Source organism: Streptomyces roseolilacinus (genome assembly GCF_014649335.1).
GTDB classification, from domain to species: Bacteria; Actinomycetota; Actinomycetes; order Streptomycetales; family Streptomycetaceae; genus Streptomyces; species Streptomyces roseolilacinus.
In genome coordinates this window covers 81,532-95,977 of the sequence record NZ_BMSV01000011.1, presented here as the reverse complement: position 1 = coordinate 95,977, position 14,446 = coordinate 81,532, and the positions used below count along the sequence as shown (strand labels likewise).

Sequence of the window (14,446 nt, the reverse complement as noted above, 5' to 3'; positions counted from 1 at the left end):
TTCGCCCAGGGAGCGCCCGTGACCCCACCCCCGCTCGCCGACCGACTCGACGGCCTGCTGTTCTTCCCCGTCACCGCCTACGGGCCGGACGGCGCACTCGACCTCGGCGCCTTCCGCGCGCACGTGCGCGCCGGTGTGGAGCGGGGGGCCGCCGCCGTCTTCGCGTGCTGCGGCACGGGCGAGTTCCACGCCCTCACCCCCGAGGAGTACCGCGCGTGCGTCGCCGCGGCCGTCGAGGAGGCCGCCGGGCGCGTGCCCGTCGTCGCCGGCACCGGCTACGGCACCGCGCTCGCCATCCGGTACGCGCGGCTCGCCGAGGAGGCCGGCGCCGACGGGCTGCTCGCCCTGCCGCCCTACCTCGTCGTCGCCGACCAGGCCGGGCTCCTGCGCCACTACACCGCGCTGGCCGCCGCCACCTCCCTGGACCTCGTCGTCTACCAGCGCGACAACGCCGTTTTCACCCCCGCGACGGCCGTCGCCCTCGCCCGCCTCGACCGGGTCGTCGGCCTCAAGGACGGCCTGGGCGACCTGGACCTGATGCAGCGCATCGTCAGCGCCGTCCGCGCCGAGGGCCTGGACCTGCTGTACTTCAACGGCCTGCCCACCGCCGAACTCACCGGCGCCGCCTACCGCGGCATCGGCGTCACGCTCTACTCGTCGGCCGTCTTCTGCTTCGCGCCGGAGATCGCCCTCGCCTTCCACCGGGCCCTCGGCGCCGGCGACCACGCGGCCGTCGACCGGCTCGTCGACGGCTTCTACCGGCCCTTCGCCGACCTGCGCGCCAAGGGCCGCGGATACGCGGTCTCCCTGGTCAAGGCCGGTGTGCGGCTCCGCGGTGCGGATGTCGGCGAGGTCCGCCCGCCGCTCACCGAGCCCGCCCCCGCCCACGTCGAGGAGCTGGCCGCCCTCATCGACCGGGGCCTGGCCCTCCTCGGCCCGGAGGGCGGCCGGTGAGAGCGTCCGCCTTCCTCTACCCCTGGGACGTCAACGGCGACCCCGACGCCGCCGGGCGCGTCGCCGCCCTCGGCGTCCGGCAGGTCACCCTCGCCTCCGCGTACCACTCCACCCGCGCCCTGACGCCCCGCCACCCGCGCCACCGCCTCGTCACCGCCGAGCACGCCGCGGTGCTCTACCCGCCCGACCCCGACCGCTGGGCCGGGCGCGCCCTGCGCCCCCGCGAGGCCGGCGCCTGGGCCCCCGGCGACGCGTACGGCACGGCGGCCCGGGCGCTGGAGGCCGCCGGCCTGGAGGTGCACAGCTGGGTGGTCCTCGCCCACGACTCCCGCCTCGGCGCCGAGCACCCCGGGACGTCCGTCGTCAACGCCTACGGCGACCGCTACCCGTGGGCCCCCTGCATCGCCCGCCCCGAGGTGCGCGCCCTCCTCGTCGACCTGGCCGCCGAGGCCGCCGTGCGCCCCGGCGCCCGGGGCACCGAACTGGAGTCGTGCGGCTGGTACGGCATGGCCCACCTGCACGCCCACGACAAGATCGGCGGCGTCGCCCTCGGGGACGCCGCGCAGTACCTGATGTCGCTCTGCTTCTGCGACGCCTGCCGCCAGGGGTACGCCGGGGAGGGCGCCGACCCCGAGGCGGTCGCCGCCGCGGTGCGCCGGGCGCTGGAACCCGTCTGGGCCGGCCGGGCCGACGCGCACGAGGCGGGCTGGCCCGCCGTCGGGAGGCTGCTGGGCGCCCCCCTCGCCGCGGCCACCCTCGCCTGGCGCACCCGCGCCGCCCGCACCCTCCAGGAGGAGGCGGTGGCGGCGGTCCGGGCGGCCGCGCCGCCGGGCTTCCGGGTCCTGCTGCACGCCGACCCCGCCCCGTACCGCACCGGCGCCAACCCGGGCGTGGACCCCGCGCACATCCTGGGCGTCGCCGACGGGGTCGTCCTGCCCTGCACGGGCGGCGGCGCCGGAGCCGTACTGCCGCCGTTCGCCCCGCACGCGCGCGCGGACACCGTCCTGGCGGCCAACCTCACCGTCGTCACCGGCATGGGCGGCGCGCCCGGACGGCTCGTCGAGGACGCCGCGCACGCCGCCGCGCTCGGCGCCACCGAACTGCGCCTGTACCACGCGGGCCTGGCCTCCGGCCCCGACCTGGAGGCGGTGACCGCCGCGCTGCGCGCCCTGTCCTGACGGGCCGTCGGCCCCTCCGTCCCGCCCCGGGTCCCCGCGACCCGGGGCCCTCGGGCGTGCCCGGACGTGCCCGGCCCGCGCCCGACCACCGTTGCGACGAGTTTTGTCAGAAGCGTTGACGAACGGGGAACCCCGCCTTACGTTCATCGCCGTCGTACTTCGTACGTCATATATGAGACGCGATACGCGAGATATGAGACCCCGTATGGCCTTCGCCCCCAGTCCCGTCCCCTCCCGCACCCAGTACGTGCTGGAGGAGATCAAGCACGCCATCCTCACCGGCCAGCTGCCGCCCGGCCGCGCCCTGGTGGAGGCCGAACTGGCGGCGCGCTTCGGGGTGTCGAAGACGCCCGTGCGGGAAGCGCTCAAGACCCTCGCGGGCACCGGACTCGTCGTCATGAGCCAGTACAAGGGCGCCACGGTCCGCACCGTCGACGCCGCCATGGCCCGCGAGGTCTACGACGTGCGGCTGCTGCTGGAGCCCGAGGCGCTGCGCCGCACCATCACCCGCCGCGCGTCGCTGGAGGCCGCCGGACAGGCCCTCCTGCGCGCGGACGGCGCGAGCGACCAGGCCGAACGCTCGCTCGCCAACCGCGAGTTCCACCGCGCGCTGTACCTGCCCTGCGGCAACCCGCTGCTGGCGCGGATGCTCGACGAGGTCCGCGACCAAGCCGCGCTCGTGTCCACCGTCGCCTGGAGCGCCGACCCGTCGTGGCAGCGCGAGGCCGACGAGCACCGCGGGATCCTCCGCCTCGCCCGGGCCGGCGACGCCGAGGGGGCCGCCGGCGCCCTGCGCGAGCACATCGCCCGGTTCGTCCGGCGGGCCTTCCCCGACGCCCCGGACGCCGAGGCGCCGCACCACCCGTAGGACCACCCCCCAGGCACGGACCGGGCGCCGCCAGGCGAGGGACCCGCACCGGGAACCGCGGTGAACCCGGCCCCCCGTGCACCCGTGACAGTCAGAGAAAGGCCGGTACGCATGGACCACTCATCGCTGAGGGCGGCGCTCGCAGACGTCGTCGCGATCCCCGTGACCCCGTTCGACGCCGACGGCGGCGTCGACCGGGACACGTATCGCGCCCTGCTGCGCAGGCTGCTCGACAGCGGCGTACGGGCCGTGACCCCCAACGGCAACACCGGCGAGTTCTACACGCTCACGCCCGACGAACGCCGCCTGGTCACGGAGCTCACCGTGGCGGAGACCGGCGACCGCGCCGCCGTCCTCGTCGGCGTCGGCCACGACGTGCCGACCGCCACGGCCGCCGCCCGGCACGCCCGCGACGCCGGCGCCGGCATGGTCATGGTCCACCAGCCGGTCCACCCGTACGTCTCCCGCGACGGCTGGATCGACTACCACCGCGAGATCGCCGACGCCGTGCCCGAACTCGGCGTCGTCCCCTACGTCCGCAACCCGCTCCTGGACGGCGCGGCCATCGCCCGCCTCGGCGAGCTGTGCCCCAACGTCATCGGCGTCAAGTACGCCGTCCCCGACGCGGCCCGCTTCGCCGCCGTCGCCCGCGACGCCGGCCTCGACCGGTTCGTGTGGATCGCCGGCCTCGCGGAGCTGTACGCCCCCTCCTACTGGGCCATGGGCGCCACCGGCTTCACCTCCGGGCTGGTCAACGTCTCGCCGGCGGTCTCCCTCACCCTGCTCCGGGCGCTGCGCGACGGCGACTACCCGGCAGCCCTGGCGGTGTGGGAGCGCATCCGCCGCTTCGAGGACCTGCGCGCGGCCGACCAGGCGGCGAACAACGTCACCGTCGTCAAGGAGGCCCTGGCCGCCCTCGGCCTGTGCCGCCGCGACGTGCGCCCGCCGAGCCGGCTGCTGCCCGAGCCGCGCCGCGCCGAGATCGCCGAGATCGTCAAGGAATGGGACGCATGAACACCGACGGAACCCCGCCCGAGGACGGCGGCCCCGCCGCCGCGCGGGGCCGCACCCTCCGCAGCCACCAGTGGTACGGCACGGACGGGCTGCGCTCCTTCAGCCACCGCGCCCGCACCCGGCAGCTCGGCTACCTCCCCGAGGAGCACCTGGGCAAGCCGGTCGTCGCGATCCTCAACACCTGGTCCGACATCAACCCCTGCCACGTCCACCTCCGCGACCGCGCGCAGGCCGTGAAGCGCGGGGTGTGGCAGGCCGGCGGCTTCCCGCTGGAGTTCCCGGTCTCCACGCTGTCGGAGACCTTCCAGAAGCCCACCCCGATGCTCTACCGCAACATGCTCGCGATGGAGACGGAGGAGCTGCTGCGGTCCTACCCCGTGGACGGCGCCGTGCTGCTGGGCGGCTGCGACAAGTCCACGCCCGCGCTGCTCATGGGCGCCGCCTCGGTGGACCTGCCGACCGTGTTCGTCCCGGCCGGACCCATGCTGCCGGGCCACTGGCGCAACGAGGTCCTCGGCTCCGGCACAGACATGTGGAAGTACTGGGACGACAAGCGGGCCGGGCTCATCGGCGACTGCGAGATGACCGAACTGGAGAACGGGCTCGCCCGGTCGCCGGGCCACTGCATGACCATGGGCACCGCGTCCACGCTGACGGCCGCCGCCGAGGCGCTCGGCGTCACCCTGCCCGGCGCGTCCTCCATCCCGGCCGTCGACTCCGGCCACGACCGGATGGCCGCGGCCGCCGGACTGCGGATCGTCGAACTCGTCCGGCAGGACCTGCGGCTGTCGCGGATCCTCACCCGCGAGGCGTACGAGGACGCCGTCACGACCGTCCTCGGCCTGGGCGGCTCCACCAACGCGGTCATCCACCTGATCGCCATGGCGGGCCGCTCCGGGATCCGGCTCACCCTGGACGACTTCGACCGGATCGCCCGCACGGTGCCGGTCCTGGCGAACCTGCGCCCCGGCGGGCAGTACCTCATGGAGGACTTCCACTTCGCCGGCGGGCTGCCCGGGTTCCTCGCCCGGCTGACGGACCTGCTGCACCTGGACCGGCCGACCGTCGCCCACGCCACCCTGCGCGAGCAGCTCGCCGGGGCGCTGGTCCACAACGCCGAGGTCATCCGCCCCCGCGAGAAGCCGCTGGCCGACGAGGGCGGGCTCGCCGTCCTGCGCGGCAACCTCTGCCCGGACGGCGCCGTCATCAAGCACATCGCCGCCGAGCAGCACCTGCGCCGGCACACCGGCCCCGCGGTCGTCTTCGACGACTACCGCACGATGCAGCGGACCATCAACGACCCGGCCCTCGGCATCACCCCCGACCACGTCCTGGTCCTGCGCAACGCGGGCCCCAAGGGCGGACCCGGCATGCCGGAGTACGGGATGCTGCCGATCCCCGACTACCTGCTGAAGCAGGGCGTGCGGGACATGGTGCGGATCTCCGACGCCCGGATGAGCGGCACCAGCTACGGCATGTGCGTGCTGCACGTCGCGCCCGAGTCGTACGTCGGCGGGCCGCTCGCCCTCGTCCGGACCGGCGACCTCATCACGCTCGACGTCGACGCCCGCTCCCTCCACCTCCACGTGGACGACGAGGAGCTGGCGGAGCGCCGGGCGGCGTGGACGCCGCCGTCCCACCCGTACGAGCGCGGCTACGGCGCGCTGTACCAGGAGCAGATCACCCAGGCCGACACCGGCTGCGACTTCGAGTTCCTGGCGAGGCCGGGGACCGTACCGGAGCCGTACGCGGGCTGAGCCCCGGTCGGGAGGCGCCACCGGTCTTCATGTCCGGGATCTCGAACGGGATCCGGAAAGCGCTTCACGCACGACCCGCACCGCACCGCACTGCACTGCACTGCACTGCACCGCACGATGAACGGAGACATGTCATGGCCCAAGCCGCAGCCGTGGCGAAACAACCCAGGGCCGGTCGGCGCCGCACGGGAGCCGAGCCACGTCGCCTGCCGTACCTGCTGATCGCGCCCGCCGGTCTGCTGATGCTCGGCTTCATCGCCTATCCCGTGCTCAGCGTCTTCTACTACAGCCTCCAGCACTACAACGTCACCAAGCCGTGGAAGAACGGCTACGCGGGCTTCGAGAACTTCACCCGCATCTTCACCGAGGACCCCCTCTTCTGGTCCACGCTCGGCTTCAGCGCCAAGTGGGTCGTCGTCGAGGTCACGCTCCAGCTCGCCCTCGGACTCGTCCTCGCCCTGCTGGTCAACCAGACCTTCGTCGGCCGCGGCATCGCCCGCGCCCTGGTCTTCTCGCCCTGGGCCGTCTCCGGCGTGCTCACCACGACCATCTGGATGCTGCTCTACAACCCGTCCACGGGCATGAGCCGCTACCTCGCGGACGTCGGCATCGGCACGTACGGCACGTCCGTCCTGTCCGACACCGGCACCGTCTTCTGGGCGGCCGTCCTCGCCGAACTCTGGCGCGGCGTCCCCTTCTTCGCCATCCTCATCCTCGCCGACCTCCAGTCCATCCCCAAGGACCTCTACGAGGCGGCGTCGGTCGACGGCGCGAGCCGGCTGCGGCAGTTCTTCCACATCACGCTGCCGCACCTCAAGGACGCCATCATCCTCTCCACGCTGCTGCGCGCCGTGTGGGAGTTCAACAACGTCGACCTGCTCTACACCCTCACCGGCGGCGGCCCGGCCGGGGTCACCACCACCCTGCCGCTCATGATCGCGAACACCGGCATCGAGGGCCACGACTTCGGTTACGCCTCGGCGCTGACCACCGTCGCGTTCGTGATCCTCCTGTTCTGCTCGATCCTCTATCTGCGCCTGAGCAAGTTCGGAGGCGACCGCTGATGACCGCCGCACTCGCGGAGAAGGGCACCCGTGCGCGCGTGCCCGCCCACGACACCCCGGCGCCTCCCGCCGCCCCCCGCCGCCGGAAGCGCGAACGCGCCTTCGACGACGTGCCGCGCTGGCAGATATACCTGCCGCTCGCCCTCTACCTGCTGTTCACGCTCGTCCCGTTCTACTGGATGCTGCTGTTCGCCGTGCGGCCCGCGGGCTCCACCTCGCTCGTGCCCTGGCCCGTCACCTTCGAGCACTTCGAGAAGGTCTGGAACGAGCGCAGCTTCGGGGTCTTCTTCCAGAACAGCATGCTCGTCGGCGTCGCCACCCTGGTCGCCACCACCGTCGTCGCCCTCGCCGGCGGCTACGCGCTCGCCCGGTTCGACTTCCGCATCAAGAACGGCTTCATGCTGGCGCTGCTGTGCTCCCAGTTCATCCCGGGCGCGCTCATGCTGGTCCCGCTGTTCGAGATCTTCCGCAACCTCCAGATGATCAACTCGCTGGGCAGCGTCGTCATCGCCGAGACGGTCTTCCAGCTGCCCCTGTCGATCATCCTCATCAGCGGCTTCATCAAGAACGTCCCCGTCTCCCTGGAGGAGGCCGCCTGGGTCGACGGCTGCACCCGCTTCCGCGCCTTCCGCGCGGTCGTCCTGCCGCTGCTGCGCCCCGGTCTCATCGCGGTCGGCTCCTTCGCCTTCGTGCACAGCTGGAACCACTTCCTGTTCGCCCTGATGTTCCTCAGCGAGCAGGACAAGCAGACGATCCCCGTCGGCCTCAACACCCTGATCGGCGCCGACAGCGTCGACCTGGGCGCCCTCGCCGCGGGCGGCGTCATCGCCGCCGTGCCCGTCGTGATCGTCTTCGCGTTCATCCAGAAGTGGCTCATCACCGGCTTCAGCGCCGGCGCGGTGAAGGGCTGACACCGGATGAACCACGGACCGCTGCCCCTCCCCGTCGTCCTCGCCGGCGCCCGCGGCCACGGCCGCTGGCACCTGCACAACATCCGGCGCCTCGCCGGGGCCGGGCTCGTACGGCTCGCCGGGGTGTGCGAACTGCGCCCGCTCGACGCGCAGGAGCTCGACGGGTTCGACGCCCCCGCGCAGTCCGACGACTTCGGCGCCCTCCTCGACGCGACCGGCGCCCGGATCGCCGTCGTCTGCACGCCCATCGACACCCACACCGACCTCGCGCTCACCGCGGCGCGGCGCGGCGTCCACCTCCTCCTGGAGAAGCCGCCCGCCCCGTCCTTCGCGGAGTTCCGGCGCATGGCCGACGGGGTGCGCCTGGCCGGCACCGCCTGCCAGATCGGCTTCCAGTCGCTCGGCTCGCACGCCCTGACCGCCATCGCCGGCCTCGTCGCCGAGGGCGCCGTCGGCGAGGTCACCGGCATCGGCGCCGCGGGGGCGTGGGCCCGCGACGAGGCGTACTTCCGGCGCTCCCCCTGGGCCGGCAAGCGCCGCCTGCACGGCACCGACGTGGTCGACGGGGTGCTCACCAACCCGCTCGCCCACGCCGTCGCCACCGCCCTGGCGCTCGACGGCAGCCCGTTCGCCGAGGACGTCGCCGACATCGAGCTGGAACTGGCCCGCGCCAACGACATCGAGGCCGACGACACCTCCTGCCTGCGCGTCACCACCGCGCGCGGCACCCGCGTCACCACCGCCGTCACCCTCTGCGCCGAGGAACCCGGCGAACCGTACGTCCTCGTCCACGGCCGGCACGGCCGCATCACCTTCTGGTACAAGCAGGACCGCGTCCTGGTGCAGCGCGCCGGGCACGGCCCCGTCGAGACGGTGCACGGCCGGACCGACCTCCTGGAGAACCTGGTCCACCACCTCGTCGACGGCGCCGAACTCCTCGTCCCGCCCGACCGGACCGGCGCGTTCATGCGCGTCGTCGAGGCCGTCCGCACCGCCCCCGAGCCGCGCGTCCTGCCCGCCGCGGACTGGTACGCGGAGGAGACGGCCGACGGGGCCCGGCGGCGGATCGTGAAGGGCGTCGACAGCCTCGTCCACGCGAGCGCCGACTCCCTCTCCCTCTTCTCCGAGCTGGAGGCGAAAGCCCCATGACGCACCCACTGGTCCTGCGCTGCCGGGGCCGGGCCGTCGGCCACTACGTCCACCGGGGCGACCTGCCGGCCCGGCTCTCCCCCCGCCCCTACCTCCACCCCGTCACCACCCTCCACGGCACACCGGTCACCGAGGAGCGGCCGGCCGACCACCTCCACCACCTCGGGGTGTCGGTCGCCGTCCCCGACGTGGCGGGGCGGAACTTCTGGGGCGGCCGCACCTTCGTCCGCGACCAGGGCCCCACCGAGCTGGACAACCACGGCGAGCAGCGCCACGCCGACTGGAAGCTGCGCGACCCGGACGGCTTCGTGGAGGACCTCGTCTGGACCTCCGGCGGCACCGACCTCCTGCGCGAGCGCCGGACCGTCGCCGCCACCGGGCTCACGGCCGACGCCTGGGCGCTGGACTTCACCTTCTCGCTCACCAACCCCGGCGGCGAGGTCCTGTCCATCGGCTCCCCGGCCACCAACGGCCGCCCCGGCGCCGGTTACGGGGGCTTCTTCTGGCGCGCGCCCAAGGAGCCCGCCGGCGCCGCGGCCCCCGACGTGTTCACCGCCGCCGCCGAGGGCGAGGAGGCCGTCCACGGCCGTACCGCCGACTGGCTGGCGCTGCGCGGGGCGGACTGGACGCTCGTCTTCGCCGGAGCCACCGACGACACCCGCCGCGACCCGTGGTTCGTCCGCACCGGGGAGTACCCCGGCGTCGGCTCGTCCCTCGCCTGGGACCGGAGGCTGCCCGTCCCGGCGGGCGGCACCGTCGTCCGCCGCCTCGTCACCGTCGTCGCCGACGGCCGCCTGGACCGTCCGGCGGCGGCCGCGCTGGTACGGAAGGCCCTGTCATGACACCCGTCCACCGCGCCGACCTCGGTGACGGCACCTACCGCAACCCGGTGCTCGCCGCCGACTGGTCCGACCCCGACGTCGTCGCCGTCGGCGAGGACTTCTACCTCACCGCGTCCAGCTTCGGCCGCGCCCCCGGCCTGCCGCTGCTGCACTCCCGCGACCTGGTCAACTGGTCCCTGGTCGGCCACGCCCTCGAACGCCTCGAACCCGCCGCCGACTTCGCCGCGCCCCGCCACGACAAGGGGGTGTGGGCGCCCAGCCTGCGCCACGCCGACGGTCGGTTCTGGATCTTCTGGGGCGACCCCGACCACGGCGTCTACCAGATCAGCGCCGAGCACGTCCGGGGCCCGTGGACCGCGCCGCACCTGCTGAAGGCCGGCAAGGGGCTGATCGACGCCTGCCCGCTGTGGGACGAGGAGACCGGCGAGGCGTACCTCGTGCACGCCTGGGCCAAGTCCCGCTCCGGGGTGAAGAACCGGCTCACCGGCCACCGGATGAGCCGCGACGGCCGCACCCTCCTCGACGAGGGCACCACGATCGTCGACGGCGACCGCATCCCCGGCTGGTTCACCCTCGAAGGGCCCAAGCTGTACCGGCACGACGGCTGGTTCTGGATCCTCGCGCCCGCCGGGGGAGTGGAGACCGGCTGGCAGGGCGCCTTCCGGTCGCGGGACTTCCTCGGCCCGTACGAGGAGCGGATCGTCCTCGCCCAGGGCCGTACCGAGGTCAACGGCCCCCACCAGGGCGGCTGGGTGCGCACCCCGGCCGGCGAGGACTGGTTCCTGCACTTCCAGGCGCGCGGCGCGTACGGCAGGGTCGTCCACCTCCAGCCCATGACGTGGGACGACGACGGCTGGCCGGTCATGGGCGACCGGGGCGAGCCGGTCGCCGAGCACCGCAAGCCGGCCGCCCCCGAGCAGCCCGTCGAGGCGCCCGCCACCGACGACGCGTTCCCCGGCGGCCGGTTCGGACGGCAGTGGCAGTGGACCGCCAACCCCCGGCCCGGCTGGACCGTCGAGCACGGCGGGGACGGGCTGCGCATGAACTGCGTCCGCACCGGCGACGCGCACGACCTGCGGCTGCTGCCGCACGTCCTCACCCAGCGGCTGCCCGCCGAGGAGTTCACCGTCGAGGTCGACCTCGCCCTGGAGAGCGCCGAGCCCGGTGCCCGGGCCGGGCTCGCCGTCCTGGGCGACGCGTTCTCGTGGATCGGCCTGGAGCGCGGCGACGACGGGGCCGTCCGCCTGGTGCACCGGTTCGCCGAGCCCGTGGCGGAGGCCGAACGGGACGCCGCGCCGCCGCGGCCGGCGCCCCGGGGGCGCGCGCGGCTGCGGATCGAGGTGTCGGCCGGGGCGCGCTGCCGGTTCCAGGCGGACACCGGGGACGGCCCGCGGCCGTCCGGGCCGGTCTTCGCCGCCACGCCGTGGCGCTGGGTCGGCGCGCTGCTCGGCCTGTTCGCGGCCGCGCCCCCGGGGCGGGGGAGCGCCGGGACCGCCACGTTCGCCGACTTCCGGGTCGTCTGACGCGAAGCCGCACCACCTCGCGCAATCCCCTCACCCCACGAGCCGTCGGGAGCCGCAATGACGCACTTCCCCAGCAAGCGCTTGCCCCGGTCGGGGGCCGCGCCCGGCAGGGCCCTGGCCGCCGCGTCCGCCGGCAACGGCGGCCGCGTCACGCTGCGCATCACTCCCGGGACGTACCGTGAGAAAGCGCGTATTTCCGCCGACAAGCCGAAAATCTCGCTTCAGGGGACTGGACAGAACCGGCCGGACACCGTGATCGTGTACGACACCCCGGCCGCGTACGGAGGGTCCACGGGCGGCGCCACCGTCCCGATCGCCTCCTCCGACGTCTCGGCCCGCGACCTCGCCTTCGCCGACGACTTCGACGAGGCGGCGGCGGGGCCGAACGGGGAGCGGGCCCTGGCGGTGAGGACGACCGGCGACCGGACCGTCTTCGAGGACACGGCCTTCCAGGGCGACCAGGACACCCTGATGACCGACGGCCCCGAGCCGGACGTCGTCAGCCGGGTCCGCATCCGCGACTCGTACCTCGAGGGGGATGCCGACTTCCTCCGCGGACGGGCCGCCACCGTCGTCGAGGACTCCCTCGTCGGGGCGCTCGGCCGCGGCCCCGCCACCGACGACGGCCACGTCACCGCGGCGAGCACCTGGAAGGGCGACCCGTACGGCTTCCTGACCACCCGGTCCCGGATCGTCGGCGACACCCCCGCGGGGAGCTTCCACCCCGGACGCCCCCGGCACCCCGGCGGGAAACCGGGCACCGCACCTCTCGTGACACCCGCACGACCCCGTACCACCGGAGGACCCCGCACCATCCGCACCACCCGCAGCACCGAAGGGCACCCCACCCTCCCCCGCACGACCCGCACCCGAAAGAGAGAAGCCGACATGACCATCTCGAGAAGCCTCAGAGGACGCGCGGCCTCGGCCGTCGCCCTGACCGCCACGCTCGCGCTCACCGCCACCGCCTGCGGTGACGACGGCACCGGCGGCAGCGGCACCGAGGGCTCGGGCAAGGGCACCATCACCTTCTGGGACAACAACGGCGGTGTGCGGACCGCCGTCTGGCAGGAGATCATCAAGGACTTCGAGGCCAAGAACCCCGACATCAAGGTCAAGTACGTCCCGATCCCGAGCGAGGACGTCCAGTCGAAGTACGACACGGCCATCGCGGGCGGCGGCCTGCCCGACGTCGGCGGCGTGGGCGCGGCCTACCTGGCCAACATGGTGGCCCAGAACGCCCTGGACCCGGTCGGCGAGCGCATCGAGGCGTCGTCCCTCAAGGGCAAGCTCGTCCCCGGCATGGTCGAGTCGGTGAAGTCGGCCGGCGGGCGCGGCGACGAGATGTACTCGGTGCCGACCTCCGCCAGCAACGGCGTCGTGTACTACCGCACCGACCTGTTCAAGGCGGCCGGCCTCCCGGCGCCCACCACCTGGGACGCCTTCTACACGGCCGCCGCGAAGCTGACCGACGCCAAGAACAACAAGTTCGGCTACACGATCCGCGGCGGCTCCGGCTCCATCGCCCAGGCCCTGGACGCGATGTACGGCCAGTCCGGCATCACCGAGTTCTGGAAGGGTGACAAGACCACCGTCAACGACCCGAAGAACGTCGCGGCGCTGGGGAAGTACGTCGGCCTGTACAAGAAGGCCACGCCCGAGGCCGACGTCAACAACGACTTCAAGAAGATGAACGCCCAGTTCGACTCGGGCTCCATCGCCATGATGAACCACAACCTGGGCTCCTACACGGACCACGTGAAGGCCCTCGGCACGGACAAGTTCGCGGGCATCCCGAACCCGGTCGGGCCGGGCGGCGTCCGCGTCCAGGTCTCCAACCCGGTCGACGGCCTCGGCCTCTTCCGCACCAGCGAGAACAAGGCCGCGGCCTGGAAGTTCATCGAGTTCGCCGTCTCCCACGAGTCGAACAGCAAGTGGAACGAGTCGGCCGGCGCCATCCCGTCCCACACGGACGCCGCGGGCGACGCGTGGCTGGACAAGGCCCAGGCCACCAAGCTCGGCGCGCAGGCCCTCACCGACGGCTCCACCAAGATCGTCCAGCTGCCGTACTACCTGCCCGACTGGAACAAGATCAGCAAGTCGGAGAACGAGCCGAACTTCCAGAAGGTGCTCCTCGGCGCGATGACCCCCAAGGAGTTCCTGGACACCCTCGCCAAGCAGCTCAACGAGGCCCAGGCCGAGTGGAACGAGCAGCTCAAGAAGGGCTAGTTCCCCCCCAGAACCGGCCGGCGGCGGTCCGGGTCGCGCCCCGCCGCCGGCCGCACCTCCCCCTCATCCGCGCGACATCCGGCACGAGAGCGAGGCACGACGACGTGTCCCTGAGCCGCAGACGGACCGTGGCGGCGCTGGCCGCCCTCCCCGTGGCGGGCGCGGCGGCCCGCCCGGCCGCCGCCGCCACCGGGCAGGGCGCGGCCACCGCCCCCCGGACCCTGTACATCGCGGGCGACTCCACGGCGGCGCAGAAGTACGCCCCCGCCGCGCCGGAGACCGGCTGGGGCATGGCCCTGCCGTTCTTCCTCACCCCGCACCTGGGCGTCTCCAACCACGCGGTCAACGGCCGCAGTTCCAAGAGCTTCCTCGACGAGGGCCGGCTCGACCCGATCCTGGCGGCGATCCGCCCGGGCGACCTCCTCCTCGTCCAGTTCGGGCACAACGACCAGAAGTCCGAGGACCCGGCCCGTCACACCGAGCCCTGGACCACCTACCGGGAGCACCTCCTGCGGTACGTCTCCGGGGCGCGCGGCCGCGGCGCCCGGCCGGTGCTGCTCACCTCGGTGGAGCGGCGCAGGTTCGACGCGGCGGGCCGGGCCGTCACCTCCCACGGGGAGTACCCGGCCGCCGTGCGCGCCCTCGCCGCCGAGCACGGCGTGCCCCTCGTCGACGTCCAGGCCGCGTCGCTCGCCGCGTGGCAGCGGCTGGGCCCCGAGGGCTCGAAGGCGTACTTCAACTGGCTGGAGCCGGGGGAGTCGCCCAACTACCCGGACGGCCGCCGGGACAACACCCACTTCCGGCCCCTCGGGGCGATCGAGGTCGCCCGCACGGTGGCCCGGGGCCTGCTCGCGGAGCGGGTGCTCCGGCCCCGGGACGTGCGCCGCCTCGACGACGAGGTCCCGGCCGGCCGGATCACCTGGCCCACCGCCTGACCCCCTCCCTCCCCTCCCCTCA

12 protein-coding genes and 1 pseudogene are annotated in these 14,446 nt (G+C 73.9%); all 13 read left to right on the top strand.

The genetic code is table 11. From position 1 onward, the window contains the following. Window positions 1-18: 18 nt before the first annotated feature. A complete protein-coding gene (locus IE106_RS24410; protein WP_189537347.1) occupies window positions 19-954 on the top strand; it encodes a 5-dehydro-4-deoxyglucarate dehydratase in 936 nt (311 codons plus the stop codon). After that, complete coding sequence (locus IE106_RS24405; RefSeq protein ID WP_189537346.1) at window positions 951-2,132, top strand: hypothetical protein; 1,182 nt, start codon at window positions 951-953, stop codon at window positions 2,130-2,132. The genes IE106_RS24410 and IE106_RS24405 overlap by 4 nt, the downstream gene beginning before the upstream one ends. Before the next feature lie 205 nt (window positions 2,133-2,337). Next, the gene (locus tag IE106_RS24400) at window positions 2,338-3,000 is read left to right on the top strand and encodes a GntR family transcriptional regulator (RefSeq protein WP_189537345.1); all 663 of its coding nucleotides are present in this window, start codon (window positions 2,338-2,340) and stop codon (window positions 2,998-3,000) included. A gap of 111 nt (window positions 3,001-3,111) precedes the next feature. Beyond that, a complete protein-coding gene (locus tag IE106_RS24395) occupies window positions 3,112-4,014 on the top strand; it encodes a dihydrodipicolinate synthase family protein (protein ID WP_189537344.1) in 903 nt (300 codons plus the stop codon). Continuing rightward, window positions 4,011-5,771 (top strand): L-arabinonate dehydratase, encoded by a 1,761-nt coding sequence (gene araD, locus IE106_RS24390; RefSeq protein ID WP_189537343.1) that lies wholly within the window; start codon window positions 4,011-4,013, stop codon window positions 5,769-5,771. The genes IE106_RS24395 and araD overlap by 4 nt, the downstream gene beginning before the upstream one ends. Before the next feature lie 134 nt (window positions 5,772-5,905). Continuing rightward, entirely contained in the window at window positions 5,906-6,835 is a 930-nt protein-coding gene (locus tag IE106_RS24385) for a carbohydrate ABC transporter permease (RefSeq protein WP_189537342.1), read from the top strand. After that, the gene (locus tag IE106_RS24380; RefSeq protein WP_189537341.1) at window positions 6,835-7,746 is read left to right on the top strand and encodes a carbohydrate ABC transporter permease; all 912 of its coding nucleotides are present in this window, start codon (window positions 6,835-6,837) and stop codon (window positions 7,744-7,746) included. The genes IE106_RS24385 and IE106_RS24380 overlap by 1 nt, the downstream gene beginning before the upstream one ends. A gap of 6 nt (window positions 7,747-7,752) precedes the next feature. After that, entirely contained in the window at window positions 7,753-8,895 is a 1,143-nt protein-coding gene (locus IE106_RS24375) for a Gfo/Idh/MocA family protein (protein ID WP_189537340.1), read from the top strand. Then, window positions 8,892-9,737, top strand: a complete 846-nt coding sequence (locus IE106_RS24370; RefSeq protein ID WP_189537339.1) for a DUF6807 domain-containing protein — start codon at window positions 8,892-8,894, stop codon at window positions 9,735-9,737. Before IE106_RS24375 ends, IE106_RS24370 begins: the two co-directional genes overlap by 4 nt. Continuing rightward, window positions 9,734-11,260: a glycoside hydrolase family 43 protein gene (locus IE106_RS24365; protein ID WP_189537338.1), complete on the top strand. Its 1,527-nt coding sequence runs from the start codon at window positions 9,734-9,736 to the stop codon at window positions 11,258-11,260. The genes IE106_RS24370 and IE106_RS24365 overlap by 4 nt, the downstream gene beginning before the upstream one ends. A 57-nt stretch (window positions 11,261-11,317) precedes the next feature. Continuing rightward, window positions 11,318-11,899 (top strand): annotated as a pseudogene (locus tag IE106_RS24360) (pectinesterase family protein); the annotation flags it as partial. A gap of 249 nt (window positions 11,900-12,148) precedes the next feature. After that, entirely contained in the window at window positions 12,149-13,489 is a 1,341-nt protein-coding gene (locus tag IE106_RS24355; protein WP_189537484.1) for an ABC transporter substrate-binding protein, read from the top strand. A 104-nt stretch (window positions 13,490-13,593) separates the two neighbouring features. Then, window positions 13,594-14,424, top strand: a complete 831-nt coding sequence (locus IE106_RS24350) for a rhamnogalacturonan acetylesterase (protein WP_189537337.1) — start codon at window positions 13,594-13,596, stop codon at window positions 14,422-14,424. Window positions 14,425-14,446 lie beyond the last annotated feature (22 nt).

Excerpts from the sequence above, each read along its gene's own strand:
- IE106_RS24400 (WP_189537345.1), top strand. The coding sequence starts at position 2,338 with ATGGCCTTCGCCCCCAGTCCCGTCCCCTCCCGCACCCAGTACGTGCTG.
- IE106_RS24395 (WP_189537344.1), top strand. The coding sequence starts at position 3,112 with ATGGACCACTCATCGCTGAGGGCGGCGCTCGCAGACGTCGTCGCGATC.
- araD (WP_189537343.1), top strand. The coding sequence starts at position 4,011 with ATGAACACCGACGGAACCCCGCCCGAGGACGGCGGCCCCGCCGCCGCG.
- IE106_RS24385 (WP_189537342.1), top strand. The coding sequence starts at position 5,906 with ATGGCCCAAGCCGCAGCCGTGGCGAAACAACCCAGGGCCGGTCGGCGC.
- IE106_RS24380 (WP_189537341.1), top strand. The coding sequence starts at position 6,835 with ATGACCGCCGCACTCGCGGAGAAGGGCACCCGTGCGCGCGTGCCCGCC.
- IE106_RS24375 (WP_189537340.1), top strand. The coding sequence starts at position 7,753 with ATGAACCACGGACCGCTGCCCCTCCCCGTCGTCCTCGCCGGCGCCCGC.
- IE106_RS24370 (WP_189537339.1), top strand. The coding sequence starts at position 8,892 with ATGACGCACCCACTGGTCCTGCGCTGCCGGGGCCGGGCCGTCGGCCAC.
- IE106_RS24365 (WP_189537338.1), top strand. The coding sequence starts at position 9,734 with ATGACACCCGTCCACCGCGCCGACCTCGGTGACGGCACCTACCGCAAC.
- IE106_RS24355 (WP_189537484.1), top strand. The coding sequence starts at position 12,149 with ATGACCATCTCGAGAAGCCTCAGAGGACGCGCGGCCTCGGCCGTCGCC.